Source organism: Frigoribacterium sp. AC512 (genome assembly GCF_979258295.1).
The window spans coordinates 337,031-351,339 of the sequence record NZ_OZ409850.1; the positions used below are offsets into that span (position 1 = coordinate 337,031).

Here is a 14,309-nt window from a genome sequence, read left to right on the forward strand (position 1 = left end):
GCCCGGCGCCCAGCACGCGCCCGCGCCCGCGCCAGCGCCCGCGGCAGGAGACCGCTACGTGATCGTGATCGGCGTCCCGAGCGGGAGCATCGCGGCGAGCTCGCTGATGTCGGCGTTCGACAGGCGGATGCAGCCGTGGCTGGCGGCCTGGCCGATGCTGGCCTCGTCGTCCGTGCCGTGCAGGCCGATCTGGCCGGGGCCTCCGCCGAACGAGTTGAGTGCGTCCGAGAACGCGGAGAGCCCGTAGGCGAACGGCCCGTAGCCCTGGTTCGTCGGCGCGAGCAGCTCGGTGAGGTAGAACGAGCCGACCGGCGTCGGCGTGCCGCCGGTGCCGGTCGCGACCGGGAACGACTTCTTCTCGACGCCGGCGTCGTAGAGCACGAGCGTGTTGCTCGTCGTCGAGGCGACCAGGGCGTAGGAGGTGGTGGTCAGGGTCACGGCGGAGGCCGCCACCCAGCCGCTGCTCCCGTTCGGACGCTGGGCGACGGAGACGTTCACCCAGTCGCCCTCCTGGCCGAGCACGAGCAGCACGAGGGGCGCCCCGGACGGCTGCGGGTTGTCCAGGGTCGTCGTGACGGCGCCGTCGGGGGCGTCGTGCACCTCGACCGAACGGCCCGTGACGCTCGCGACGGTCGACGTCGAGGGGACGGCGGGGGCGGCTCTGAGCGTCGGGGTCGGCGCGGGGGCGGTGGCCGACGGGGTCGAGGTCGGCGACGGACGGTCGGGCCCGTCGTCTTCGGTGGAGCACCCCGCGAGGAGGGCGGCGGAGAGCACGACGGCGGCGAGGGGAGCGAGGCGACGGAGCACGGCGTCAGTCTACGTGGACGTGACGAAGTCTCAGGCAGCCGTGAGGCGGAACAGCTCCCGCTCGACGTCGAGCGCGAACCCGCGCAGCTTCTCGACCGGCACCTCGGAGGCGTCGCGGGGCCGCGGGTCGAAGACGCAGAGGGCGCCGATCCGCGTGCCGTCGGCCGTGTGGACCGGCCAGCCCGCGTAGAAGCGGATGTCGTTGCGGGGCAGGTCGAGCCCCTCCGCCCACGCGTCGGCGACGACGAAGGGCTCCTCCGAGCGGATCGTCGTGACGCAGAACGACTCGCTGAGCGGCATCGCCCGCGCGGACCCGAGCGTGCTGACGACGGCCCACTGGTGGTCGTCGAGCACGAGGTCGAACGCGGCTCCGTCGGTCGAGAAGGCCTCCCTCGCGCGGTCGGCGATGTCGTGCAGCGCCGCCGTCGGCTCGGCCTGCTCCAGCCCGGAGGCGGTGATCGCGTCCAGCCGGACGCGCTCGGGCTGCGGGCGGCTGCGTGCCCTCTGCGGCGAGTCGGTACGGGCGCGCTGGGCGTGCAGCAGGGGCGCCACGTGCTCGCTGAGTGCGTCGGCCCACTGCTCGTAGAGGCGGCCGGTGGGGTCCTGGACGGCGACGGGCGCCTCCTGGGCCCGGCTGCCCTGGGCCAGGGGCGGGAGCTCCGGCAGCGCGAGGTGCGTCACCCGTGCGTGGGCGGAGCACACCTCGTCGGCGACGTCGCGCAACAGCTGCGCGTGACGGTCGGCAGCCGCCGACGGGTGCAGCCCGAACGGCGAGAGCGCGTCGACCAGGGGCGCCGAGACGACGACCACGCGTGCGCAGGGCCGCAGCCGCGCCAGGAGCGAGGCGACGAGCCCGTCGAGCTCGCGGGCCCAGGCTCGCGTCGAGCGGAGCGTGAGGGCGTCGGCAGCTCCGAGGGCGACGACCACGACGTCCCAGTTCTCGAGGAAGACGTCGTCGAGGGCGGCCCGGATCGCCGGGAGGCGGTGGGTGGGCTCGGCGAGCGCTGCCACGTGCGAGCCGCGGCCCGTGCGGCGGGCCAGCCGCCGCGAGACCCGCCCGGGCAGCGCGAGGTCGTGGGAGCTGACGCCCCAGCCCACGGCCGGGCCGGCCCCGACGACGAGCACGCGGTCGGGATCGACGCCTGCCCCGGCGCCGAAGGGGACGTCGCGCGGACGCGGGGTCGAGCTCGCACGGGCGCAGAGCCACGCGTACCGCGCCGCCGAGACGGGCGAGCGGAGGAGGCGTCCGGCGGTCACGGCGAACCCGTCCCGTCGGCCGTCGGTCGCGCCTCCCGTGCCCGTGCGGGTGCTGCCTTCGCCGGCGTCGCCGCCTGTCTTCGTCGTCGTCGTCGACATGGTCCGTCTCCCTGATCCGTCGTGCCCGCGAGTCGGTGAGCAGCAGGGCTGCCTCGCGCCCGGCACCCCCCGGTGCCGTGCCTCCACGCTAGCCACGCCGGGGCGGACGGACAAGGTCGTCTGCCCCTCTCGCAGCCAGCTGTCGGACTCGGCGCCCGCTCGGGGTCGGCGGGTCACCGTGCCCCGCGGCGGGTCCGCGCCCACCCGCCGAGGGCGACGCCCACCCGCCGACCCGGACCCGCTGCCGCAGCACCGCCTACCATCGCCCGGATGCCCTCCTCACGCTCGCGCGCCTCCTCGACACCCGCCGACGCGTCCGCGGACGCACCCGGCGACCCGTCCGTCGGCATCCCCGACGCCGGAGCGGCCGCCGCACCGGAGGCGGCGCCCGCCGACGGCTTCGTCCGCGTCCGGGGCGCCCGCGAGAACAACCTGCGCGACGTCGACGTCGACGTGCCCCGCGACCGCATCGTCGCGTTCACCGGCGTCTCCGGCTCGGGCAAGTCGTCCCTCGCGTTCGGCACGATCTTCGCGGAGGCGCAGCGCCGGTTCCTCGAGTCGGTCGCGCCCTACGCCCGCCGCCTCATCGCCCAGGGCAGCACCCCGCACGTCGCGTCGATCACCGGCCTGCCGCCGGCCGTCGCGCTGCAGCAGCGTCGCGGCGCGCCCAGCTCGCGCTCCACCGTCGGCACCCTCACGACCCTCTCCAACTCGACCCGCATGCTCTGGTCGCGCGCGGGCAGCTACCCGGCGGGCGCCGAGCGGCTCGAGTCCGACTCCTTCTCGCCGAACACCGTCGCGGGCGCCTGCCCGCGCTGCCACGGGCTCGGGATCGCCCACGAGGTCACCGAGGCGTCGGCGGTGCACGACGACTCGCTCAGCATCCGCGAGGGAGCCATCGCCGCCTGGCCCGGCGCCTGGCAGGGCAAGAACCTCCGCGACGTCACCGCCGTGCTCGGCCACGACATCGACCGCCCGTGGCGCGAGCTGCCCGAGGCCGACCGCGATTGGCTCCTCTTCACCGAGGAACAGCCCGTCGTCGAGGTCGTCCCGCAGCGCGACCGCGTCGCGAAGCCGTACAAGGGCCGGTTCTGGAGCGCCCGCGCCTTCGTGCTGCACACCCTCGCCGACTCCCAGAGCGAGACGCAGCGCGCCAAGGTGCTGCAGTTCGTCGAGTCGGGCCCGTGCTCGCTCTGCGGCGGCACCGGCCTGACGCGGGCGGCGCTCGCCGTGACCTTCGCCGGCCGCACGATCGCCGAGCTGAACGGGCTGCCCCTGTCCGAGGTCGCGGAGGTGCTGCGGCCGACCGCCTCGTTGGCGCACGCGACCGCGGCGACCTCACGCGCCTCCTCGGGCGAGGGCACCGAGGTGGCCGTCACCATCGCGCGCGACCTGCTGTCGCGGGTCGAGGTGCTCACCGGCCTCGGGCTCGGCTACCTCAGCCTCGACCGGGCGACGCCGACGCTCTCGCCCGGCGAGATGCAACGGCTGCGGATCGCGACGCAGCTGCGCTCCGGGCTCTTCGGCGTCGTCTACGTGCTCGACGAGCCGAGCGCGGGCCTGCACCCGGCCGACGCCGAGTCGCTGGTCGAGGTGCTCGAGGCCCTCCGCGCCGGGGGCAACAGCGTGTTCGTCGTCGAGCACGACATGGAGATCGTCCGTCGGGCCGACTGGGTCGTCGACGTCGGGCCGGGCGCCGGCACCGGGGGCGGCGAGGTGCTCTACAGCGGCCCCGTCGACGGCCTCGCCGACGTCGAGGCGTCGGTCACGCGCCGGTTCCTCGCGCCGCGCGGCGCAGCGGCCGTGACGTCGGCCCCCGGGCGCGACGAGGGGGCCGACGAGGCGCTCGACACCGCCGAGGAGGCGCGCGAGACCGCCGAGGACGCGCCTGCCTCCCGTTCGCCGCGCGTCCCCGTCGCGTGGCTCGAGCTGCGCGACGTCGCCCGGCACAACCTCCGTGCCCTCGACGTCGACGTGCCGCTCGGGGTCCTCACCGCCGTCACGGGCGTGTCCGGCTCGGGCAAGTCGAGCCTCGTCGGCGGCGTCCTCGCCGAGCGCGCGACCGAGCACCCGCTCGTCGACCGGGTGGTGCAGGTCGACCAGGCACCGATCGGCCGCACCCCGCGGTCGAACCTCGCGACCTACACCGGCCTGTTCGACGCGGTGCGCGCCTCCTTCGCGGCGACCGACGAGGCGAGGGCCCGCGGCTGGGGCGCGGGACGGTTCTCGTTCAACGTGGTCGGCGGTCGCTGCGAGGTCTGCCAGGGCGAGGGCTCGGTCACGGTCGAGCTGCTGTTCCTGCCGGGCAGCTGGGCGCCCTGCCCGGAGTGCCACGGCGCGCGGTACACCGCCGAGACCCTCGAGGTGACCTGGCACGGCGCGACGATCGCCGACGTGCTGGGGATGACGGTCGACGAGGCCGAGGGGTTCCTCGGCGACGTGCCGGCCGCCTCCCGCGCGCTCTCGACCCTGCGCCAGGTCGGGCTCGGCTACCTGCGGCTGGGGCAGCCGGCCCCCGAGCTGTCGGGCGGCGAGGCGCAGCGGATCAAGCTCGCGACCGAGCTGCAGCGGATGCGCGGCGGCCACACCCTGTACCTGCTCGACGAGCCGACGACCGGCCTGCACCCGGCGGACGTCGAGCTGCTCGTCGCGCAGCTGCAGCGGCTGGTCGACGCGGGCAGCACGGTCGTCGTGGTCGAGCACGCGATGGACGTCGTCGCGGCCGCCGACCACGTGATCGACCTCGGCCCCGGCGGGGGAGACGCGGGCGGGCAGGTCGTCGCGACGGGCACGCCGCGCGAGGTCGCCGCGTCGAGCGCGAGCCGCACGGCCCCATACCTGGCCCGGGCTCTCGGCCGCTGACGCTCCCGGGACGTCGGCCCGTGATCTGAGAGAGATCCGCGTCTCGGGGCGCTCGTTCCCGTGATTTGAGAGTGTTCCGCATCCCCAGCGGGCCGGGGCCCCGTGGAGAAGCCCCGGCGCAGCGGATCTGTCTCGCTCTGCCGCCGCGCACCTCCCCGGGCCAGAACTTCCCAGCGATTCCCCACCTGGGCGCCGTGCACCGAGTGCGTCGCTGCACTTAGTGTAGGCAGGTGCCCTCGACCGCTCCCGCTCTCGACCGACGTGCCGCCCTCAAGGCGCGGCACCGTCAGGCGATCCTCGACGCGGCCGACGCGCTGATCGCCGAGCGCGGCGCCCCGCGCTTCAGCGTCGACGAGCTCGCCGACCGCGCCGACGTGTCGCGCCGCACGATCTTCAACCACTTCGCGAGCCTCGACGAGGTCGTGATGACGCTCTGCACGGCGGCTCTGACCGACGCGATCGACGAGTTCCAGACGGCCACGACCGCGGTGGCGACCTCCGAGGTCGCCGGGACCCGCTCCTCCTTGTTCGACGAGGTCGTGCTCGCCCTGCGCAGCATCGACCTGCCCGCCGTCGTCGCGTACCTCTGGCGCGTGCTCGACGGCGACGCCGAGGCGAACGGGGCGAACAAGGGCGTGCAGGACGTCTTCTCGCGCGCGACCGAGCACCTCGCCGCCGACGCCGCCCGGCGCAGCATCGCGGTCGACCAGCTCGACGTCGAGCTCCTCGTGAGCTCGCTGCTGCACGGCATCGCCGTGATCGCCGAGCACTGGGTGCGCCGCACCGACGGCGCCCTCGACGACGAGGGCCGGGCCGTCTGGGCCGAGCTGCTCGACCGTCTCGTCACGAGCGTGCGCACCGGCTACGCGCCCCCCGACTGACCAGCGACCAGCCAGGCCCGACCCCCACCAGACCGACCCGACCCGCACCTCCTTCCCGACGACGCGACGCGAGGCTCCACCACCCCACGGACCGACCACCGGCCCACCGCACCACCAGGAGGACGACCGCCCATGGCATCCCTGCTCTACCGACTCGGCCGGCTCTCGGCCCGACGCGCCTGGGTGGTGATCGCCGCCTGGATCGTCGTGCTCGGCCTCGCCGGCGGCTCGTTCGCCCTGTTCGGCGGCACCCTCACCACCGCCGTGAGCATCCCCGGCACGAAGACGCAGGAGGTGTCCGACCAGCTCGCGGACGAGTTCCCGCAGGCGAGCGGAGGCACGGGCTCGGTCGTCTTCACGACCAGCGACGACAGTGCCTTCACCGACGACCAGCAGGCCGACATCGTCTCGCTGCTCGGCGGCATGACCGACCTCGACGACGTCAAGGGCACGGTCGACCCGTTCGCGACGCAGGCACAGCTGGCCGACTCGCAGGCGCAGATCGACGCCGGTCGTCAGCAGATCGCCGACGGCCGCACCCAGATCGAGTCGGGCCAGGCGCAGATCGACGCCGCCCAGGCGCAGCTGACCGCGGGCCAGCAGCAGCTCGACGCCGCCCGGGCGCAGGCCGAGGCTGCCGGCCAGCTCGCCGCCGCGCAGCCGCAGCTCGACGCGCAGCAGGCGCAGATCACGGCGGGCCAGCAGCAGATCGACACGCAGCAGTCCACCCTCGACTCGAGCCTCTCCGAGCTCGAGACGCAGGAGACGACCCTCGAGGACGGCGCCTCGCTGCTCGACCTCTCGTCCGGCATCCGCCAGGTGTCGGAGGACGGCACCACGGCCGTCGCCACCGTCCAGTTCGACAAGGCGCTCAACCTCGTGCCCTCCGAGGCGAAGGAGGCGGTCGTCTCGCACCTGGAGGACGCCGACATCGCCGGCGTCGACGTCGAGGTCTCCAACGACATCGCCTCCACGATCCCCGAGATCTTCGGTCCGGGCGAGATCGCCGGCGTGCTGATCGCGGCCGTCGTCCTCTTCGTCATGCTCGGCACCCTGATCGGCGCCGGACTGCCCCTGGTCAACGCCCTGGTCGGCGTCGGCGTCGGCGTGCTCGCGTCGCTGTCGCTCTCGGGCGCCGTCGAGATGCTGTCGGTCACGCCGGTGCTGGGGGTGATGCTGGGCCTGGCGGTCGGCATCGACTACTCGCTGTTCATCCTCAACCGGCACCGCACGCAGCTGAAGGCGGGCGTGCCGCTCGAGGAGTCGATCGGCCTGGCCAACGGCACGTCCGGCAACGCCGTCGTGTTCGCCGGCTCGACCGTGCTCATCGCCCTGCTCGCGCTGAACCTGACGGGCATCCCGTTCCTCGGCCTGATGGGCACCGTCGGCGCGGTCTGCGTGTTCGTCGCCATCCTCATCGCCATCACGCTGACGCCGGCGCTGCTGCGCCTCGTCGGCCCGCGCATCCTCACGAAGAAGGCGCGCGCCGCGGTCGGCCGCACCGGGGCCGTGAAGGTGCCGTCGAAGCCGATGGGCACCGGCCGTGCCGTCCTGACGCTGATCGGCGGGGTCGTGGTGCTGCTGATCGTCGCCATCCCGGCGCTGTCGATGCGCCTCGGCCTCCCGGCCGGCTCGTCCGAGCCGGTCGAGTCGAGCGCCTACCAGGCGTACAAGATCGTCGAGGACAAGTTCGGTGCGGGGGTCAACGGCCCCCTGCTCGTCGTCGCCGACCTCGACCAGGCCGTCTCGGACGACGACCTCGTCGCCGAGCAGGTGCGCGTCGGCACCGAGCTGGCCGCCCAGGACGACGTCGCCGCGATCGCGCCGATCGGCGCCTCGGACGACGACACCCTGCTCGCGTTCCAGGTCGTGCCCGAGGGCGGGCCGACGGCCGAGTCGACCGAGCAGCTGGTCCGCGACCTGCGCTCGCTCGACGTCGAGGGCGTCTCGTCGCTCGGCGTGGCCGGCAACGCGTCCGGCAACATCGACGTCAGCGAGAAGCTGGCCGCGGCCCTGCCGCTGTACCTGCTCGTCGTCGTCGGGCTGTCGCTGATCATCCTGATCTTCGTGTTCCGGTCGATCCTCGTGCCGGTGACCGCGACGCTCGGCTTCGTCCTGTCGCTGTTCGCCGCGTTCGGCGGCGTCACCGCGGTGTTCCAGTGGGGCTGGCTGGGGCCGGTGTTCGGGGTGCACGACCCCGGCCCGATCCTCAGCTTCCTGCCGATCCTCATGGTCGGGGTGCTGTTCGGGCTCGCGATGGACTACCAGCTGTTCCTCGTCAGCGGCATGCGCGAGTCGTACGCCCACGGGTCGCCGGCGCGCCTCGCCGTCCAGCGCGGCGTCCACGCCGGGCGGACCGTGGTCATCGCTGCGGCGCTGATCATGGCGGCGGTCTTCTCGGGCTTCGTCTTCTCGAACTCCGTGATGATCCAGTCGATCGGCCTCGGGCTCGCCCTCGGCGTGCTCGTCGACGCGTTCGTCGTCCGCCTGCTGCTGATCCCCGCGGTGATGCACCTGCTCGGCGACGCCGCGTGGTGGATCCCGAAGTGGCTCGACCGCATCCTGCCCGACGTCGACGTGGAGGGCGCGTCGCTCGAGCGGTCGCACCCGGCTGCGGGCGCTGACGGCGGTGCCGGGTCCGGGTCCGTGTCCAGGTCCGGCTCGGGCTCGGGTTCGGGCTCGGGTTCGTCGGAGGCCGTGTCGCACGTCGCGGCCGAGGCGCCCGTCGACGCCGAGACGTCGACCCGGCACCACGGGGACGGCGCCCACCGGGCCTGACCCGTCCCCCGGGCCACGGCCCGACCAGCGTCGAGGAGGCGCGGTGCGGCACCCTGCCGCGCCGCGCCTCCTCGTCTGCGTGCGCGACCCGGGCCGGGCCGTCGAGGGCGCGACCGGGCACAGTGTGGGACATGTCCCTCTGCCGCTTCCGCGCCTCCTCCGCCCTCGGGGGCCGCCCGTGAGGGCCGTCCTGCTCCGCGCGCGGGAGTCGTTCTGGTTCTTCCCGGCGCTGCTCGGCGTCGTCGCGATCGTCGCGGCCGAGCTGCTCGTCGCCGTCGACCGCGGCCTGATCGGCGGCGGCACCGTCGGCCTGCCGTTCCTCGACGCGCTGAGCGCGAGCGGCGGACGGTCCCTGCTCTCGATCATCGGCTCGTCGATGCTGACCGTGGCCGGCACCTCGTTCTCGATCACCATCTCGGTGCTCGCGACGACGTCGTCGACCTACGGGCCGAGGCTCGTGCGCAACTTCATGGCCGACCGCTCCAACCAGCTCGTGCTGGCGGCCTTCACCTCGACGTTCCTCTACGCGATCGTCGTGATGCGCTCGGTGCACACCGAGGTCGACGGCGCCGACGCGTTCGTGCCCCTGCTCGCCGTGCACGGAGCCGTGCTGCTCGGCGTGGTCGACGTCGGCGTGCTCGTCTTCTTCATCCACCACATCGCGACGTCGGTGCAGATCACGTCGCTGCAGCAGCAGGTGCTCGGCGACCTCCGGACGGCGGCCGACCTCGCCTACCCGGCCTCGCCCGGCGACCGTGTCGAGACCGAGCCGCAGGAGGCGCCCTGCACGACGGCCGCGGTGCGCACCGACCGGGACGGCTACGTCCAGGCCGTCGACTGGTCGCGGCTCGTCCGCGTCGCGGCCGACGCCGACACGGTCGTGGTCGTGCGCTCGATGCCCGGCAGCTGGGTCATCGTCGGCGACGAGCTCGTGGGCACGACGACGACCGCGTCCTCCCCCACGGCGACGGCGATCCGCGCCTGCGTGACGCTCGGCTCGTCGCGGACCCCGCACCAGGACGTCGGCTACGCGCTGCAGCAGCTCGTGGAGATCGCCGTGCGCGGCCTGGCCTCCGGCACCAACGACCCCTACACGGCGGTCAGCGCGCTCGACATGTCGACGGCGGTCCTCGTGCCCCTGTGGCGCGGACGCGACCGTGTGACCGGGCACCGCGACGGCGACGGGACGCTCCGCGTCGTCGTCGGGCTGCCGTCGGTCGAGTCGCTCGTCGACTCGGTCGTGGCGGGCGTCGAGACGTACGGCGCCGACCAGCCCGCCGTGGTCGCGGCGGCGCGACGACTCGTCGGACGCCTGCGGGACGTGTCGCCGGAGCGCCGGCTCGGCACGGTCGACGACCTCGAGCGACGTCTGGCGGCGTTGCCGGCCGCCGCCGCGGCCTGAGCCCGCAGCCTGAGCCCGCACGACCGGGCGTGACCCGGGCCTGAGCCGCCGCGACCCGGCCTCCGCATGTCGGCGTGTCGCTGTCGCGCGGGGCGGGCCAGAGCGTGTGTCGGCGGGTCCCTGTCATGCCGGGCGGGTCGTGACTGGTGTCGGCGGGTCCCCGTCGTCCCGGGCGGGTCGTGACTGGTGTCGGCGGGTTCCCGTCGTCCCGGGCGGGTCATGACTGGTGTCGGCGCGTTCCCGTCGTCCCCGGCGGGTCGGCGCTGACCCGCCGACGGCCACGGGAACCCGCCGACACACAGTTCGAGGAGGCGACGTACCCCGGCAGGAGGCGGCAGGCTGGGAGGCCGGTCAGGCGTGCGTTCGTAGTGTCGGCGGTGCCTCGTAGTGTCCGACGTGCCCCCGCTGCCCGGGGGCACCGCGCCGAGGCCCTTCGAGGAGCACCCGTGAACACACCCGTCGACGCTGCCCGTCCGACGATCTTCTTCCTGCACGCCCTGGGCATGAGCGCCCGTGAGTTCGACGGCGTCGCGGCACGGCTCGCCGACACGGCCGACGTGGTCGCGCTCGACCTGCCCGGCTTCGGCGACGCGAGCGCCGCCTCCGGCGTCTCGGTCGACGACATGGCCGCCCTGGTCGTCCGCAAGGTCCGCCGTCACGCGCCGGGTCGCTGGCTGCTGGTGGGCCACAGCATGGGCGGCAAGATCGCGTCCGTCGTGGCCTCCCGCGCCCTCGCCGGCGAACACGGGCTCTTCGGCCTGAGCGGCGTCGTGCTGCTCGCGGCCTCACCGCCGACCCCCGAGCCGATGAGCGACGACGACCGTGCCGAGAAGCGCGCGATGGCCGACGGAGGGGCGCTCGACGCGGCGTCGGCACGTGCGTTCGTCGACGCGAACGTCGGTGCGCCGCTCGACCCGACGTCCGACGCGACCGCCGTCGGCGACGTGCAGCGCGCCTCCGCCGAGGCCTGGACGGCCTGGTTCGACCGCGGCAGCCGAGAAGACTGGTCAGAAGCGGTGGGCGTGCTCGACGTTCCCGCCGTGATCCTCGCGGGCGGCAGCGACGGCGACCTCGGCGAGGCGGCCCAGCGCGAGCTCAACGGCCGCGTCTACCCGCGGGCCCAGGTGCACGTGCTCGAGGGCGCGGGGCACCTGCTGCCCCTCGAGCGCCCCGACGAGGTCGCCGCCGCGATCCGCGACTTCTGGCGCGACGAGGCCGGCACCGGCCCGGTCGTGCCCGTCGACGTGGTCCGCACCCTCGCCTCCTCTCGCGTCAGCACACAGACCCGCGCGCTGCACGCCCGACGGGTGCTCGCCGACGACCCGCGCTACCGCCCCGTCGTCCTCGACGAGGCGCAGTTGCAGACGCTGCGCGAGCTGAGCGACCGCATCGTGCCGCAGCGCGCACCCGAGCCGCGTCAGGGGATCGACCTCGCCGCCCGCGTCGACGCTCAGGTCGGCTCCGGCCGCGGCGACGGCTGGCGGAACGCCGCCCTGCCGCCTGACCCCGACGCCTACCGCCGCGGGCTCGACGAGCTGGCCGGCTTCGGCGACCTGTCACGGGCCGAGCAGGACGCCCTCGTCACCGCGATCATCGCCGGCGAGCACGAGCCCCGGTCCGACGACTTCACGGCCGAGCAGATGACGCTCTGGTTCGAGGACTGCCGGGTCGACCTCGTCCGCACCTGGCTCTCGCACCCGGCGACGATGTCGCGCATCGGCTACGACGGCTACGCGAACGGCGGCGACGGGCCGCGCTTCCAGGGCTTCCAGCTGCTGGCCGCCGATGCCCGAGAAGCGTGGGAACCGACCATGGAGGCAGCACGATGAAGCTCGACGACATGACCACCTACGGGCACGACGAGGTCGTGGACGCCGTCGTCGTGGGCACCGGAGCCGGAGGCGCGCCCCTGCTGGCGAAGCTGGCGGCGGCCGGCCTTCGCGTCGTCGCGATCGAGGCGGGGCCCAACTTCGATCCCGAGCTGTACACGAACGACGAGGACGCGGGCACGGCCATCAACTGGATGGACGAGCGCCTCAGCGACGGCGAAGACCCGAACGCCTTCGGCCCGAACAACTCGGGTCGCGGCGTCGGCGGCTCGACCCTGCACTGGGGCGCCTTCGTGCCCCGGCCCGACGAGCGCGACCTGCACCTGAAGACCGTCACGGGCCAGGGGGTCGACTGGCCCGTCGACTCCGCCGAGGTCACGCGCTACATCGAGCAGGTCGAGGCCTTCGTCGGCGTCTCCGGGCCGAGCGACTACCCGTGGGATCCCTCGCGGCACTACGCGTACCCGCCCGCGGGGCGGAACGCGGCGGCCGACATGATGGTGCGCGGCTGCGACGTCGTCGGGATCCGCACGGCCGACGCCCCTGAGGCACTCATCACGCACGATCACCACCAGGAGCACGCCGGCCTCCGCCACGCCTGCGTCAGCTGCGGCAGCTGCCACCAGGGCTGCCGCAACGGCGCCAAGGTCAGCATGGACGTCACGTACCTGCCCAGCGCGGTCGCCCACGGCGCCGAGATCCGGCCCGACTCGACGGTGACGGGCATCGACACCGACGAGAACGGCGAGGTCACGGCCGTCGTCTACGTGCACGACGGCGTCGAGCACCGGCAGCGCACCGCGGCCCTGTTCCTCTGCGCCGGCGGCGTCGAGACCCCGCGGCTGCTGCTGCACACCGGCCTCGCGAACAGCAGCGGCCAAGTCGGTCGCAACTTCATGGCGCACGGCGCGACCCAGGTCTGGGGCACCTTCGCGGGCGAGATGCGCGGGCACCGCGGCTACCCGTCGTCGATCATCACCGAAGACCTGAGGGCGCCGGCGGACGCCGACTTCGTGGGCGGCTACCTCATCCAGAGCCTGGGCGTGCCTCCGCTCACGCTCGCCACGACGCTGGTGCGCGGCGGGGGGCTCTGGGGCGACGAGCTGGCCGACGTCATCGGCGGGTACCGGCACCTGGCGGGCATCGGCATCAACGCCGAGTGCCTGCCGAGCGACGAGAACCGCCTCGTGCTGTCGGACGAGCTCGACGGGGTCGGCGTGCCCAAGGCGCGCATCTCGTTCACGGCGGGCCCGAACGAGCAGGCCATCGACGAGCACGCGATCCGCACCATGAGGTCGATCGTCGAGGCTGCGGGCGGCACCGACATACGGGTCCTGGCCCGGACGGCGCACACCCTCGGCACCTGCCGCATGGGCGACGACGCGGCCGACGCCGTGGTCGACCCCGACGGCCGCAGCTTCGACGTGGCCAACCTGTGGGTCTGCGACAACTCGACGTTCCCCAGCGCCGTCGTGGCGAACCCCGCCCTGCTGCAGATGGCGATGTCGCTCCGCACGGCTGACCGGTTCCTCGCCCAGCACCCGACGGCCTCGGTCGTCGAGGTCCGGGACGGCGGGGCCGACGGCGACGCGGCGCCGGACGGTGCGGTCGACCGCCGTACCCTGGTCTCATGACCGAGACGACCCTCACCAGCGCCGACGCGGCGCGCCTCATCGACCACACCCTCCTCAAGCCCGAGGCGACCCGCGCCGACGTCGACGCCCTGATCGCCGAGGCCGTCGAGCTCGGCACGTACTCGGTCTGCGTCTCGCCGTCGATGCTGCCCCTCGTGCTGCCCGAGGGCGCCGACCTCAAGGTCGCCGTCGTCGCCGGGTTCCCCAGCGGCAAGCACACCTCCGCGGTCAAGGCCGCCGAGGCGGCCGAGGCCGTCCGTGCCGGGGCCGACGAGGTCGACATGGTGATCGACGTCGGCGCCGCGGTCGCCGGCGACTACGCCTCCCTCGAGGAGGACATCGCCGCCGTCCGCCAGGCCGTCCCGGCCCCGACCGTGCTCAAGGTCATCATCGAGTCGGCAGCGCTGAGCGACGACGCCATCGTCGGTGCCTGCAAGGCCGCCGAGTCCGCCGGTGCCGACTTCGTCAAGACCTCGACCGGGTTCCACCCGGCCGGCGGTGCGTCCGAGCACGCGGTCACGCTGATGGCCGAGACCGTCGGCGGACGCCTCGGCGTCAAGGCCTCGGGCGGCGTGCGCACCCTCGCCGACGCGCAGAAGTACGTCGCCGCCGGCGCCACGCGCCTGGGCGTCTCGGGGTCGCGGGCGCTCCTCGCCGACTCGGCCGCCGTCTCCTCGGGGGCCGGTTCGTACTAGTCGCACCGAGCATTCCCGTTCGTCCGGACGCCCCGCTGCCTCCCCGGCGGCGGGGCGTCCGGCCG

9 protein-coding genes are annotated in these 14,309 nt (G+C 74.3%); 7 read left to right on the forward strand and 2 right to left on the reverse strand.

The window, feature by feature from the left end; genetic code table 11:
* Nucleotides 1-54 precede the first annotated feature (54 nt).
* Together ACZZ97_RS01455 and ACZZ97_RS01460 are read right to left on the reverse strand one after the other, a co-directional pair.
* Nucleotides 55-807: a L,D-transpeptidase family protein gene (locus tag ACZZ97_RS01455; RefSeq protein ID WP_463472036.1), complete on the reverse strand. Its 753-nt coding sequence runs from the start codon at nt 805-807 to the stop codon at nt 55-57.
* A 30-nt stretch (nt 808-837) separates the two neighbouring features.
* On the reverse strand, nt 838-2,163 hold the full coding sequence (locus ACZZ97_RS01460; protein WP_463472037.1) for a GDSL-type esterase/lipase family protein: 1,326 nt from the start codon (nt 2,161-2,163) through the stop codon (nt 838-840).
* A 270-nt stretch (nt 2,164-2,433) separates the two neighbouring features.
* On the opposite strand from ACZZ97_RS01460, the gene ACZZ97_RS01465 reads away from it, so the two are divergent.
* The 7 genes from ACZZ97_RS01465 (at nt 2,434) to deoC (ending at nt 14,244) form a co-directional block, all read left to right on the forward strand.
* Entirely contained in the window at nt 2,434-5,025 is a 2,592-nt protein-coding gene (locus ACZZ97_RS01465) for an excinuclease ABC subunit UvrA (protein ID WP_463472038.1), read from the forward strand.
* Between the two features lie 230 nt (nt 5,026-5,255).
* Nucleotides 5,256-5,906 carry a TetR family transcriptional regulator gene (locus ACZZ97_RS01470; protein ID WP_463472039.1) on the forward strand — a complete coding sequence of 217 codons (651 nt, stop codon included), beginning with the start codon at nt 5,256-5,258 and terminating at the stop codon, nt 5,904-5,906.
* Nucleotides 5,907-6,038: 132 nt separating this feature from the next.
* Entirely contained in the window at nt 6,039-8,684 is a 2,646-nt protein-coding gene (locus ACZZ97_RS01475; protein ID WP_463472040.1) for an MMPL family transporter, read from the forward strand.
* 178 nt (nt 8,685-8,862) lie between these two features.
* The gene (locus ACZZ97_RS01480; RefSeq protein WP_463472041.1) at nt 8,863-10,086 is read left to right on the forward strand and encodes a DUF2254 domain-containing protein; all 1,224 of its coding nucleotides are present in this window, start codon (nt 8,863-8,865) and stop codon (nt 10,084-10,086) included.
* Between the two features lie 446 nt (nt 10,087-10,532).
* Nucleotides 10,533-11,915, forward strand: coding sequence for an alpha/beta hydrolase (locus ACZZ97_RS01485; protein WP_463472042.1), 1,383 nt, complete (start codon nt 10,533-10,535; stop codon nt 11,913-11,915).
* Nucleotides 11,912-13,549: a GMC family oxidoreductase gene (locus ACZZ97_RS01490; RefSeq protein ID WP_463472043.1), complete on the forward strand. Its 1,638-nt coding sequence runs from the start codon at nt 11,912-11,914 to the stop codon at nt 13,547-13,549. Before ACZZ97_RS01485 ends, ACZZ97_RS01490 begins: the two co-directional genes overlap by 4 nt.
* Entirely contained in the window at nt 13,546-14,244 is a 699-nt protein-coding gene (gene deoC / locus ACZZ97_RS01495; protein WP_463472044.1) for a deoxyribose-phosphate aldolase, read from the forward strand. Before ACZZ97_RS01490 ends, deoC begins: the two co-directional genes overlap by 4 nt.
* The last annotated feature ends 65 nt before the right edge of the window (nt 14,245-14,309 follow it).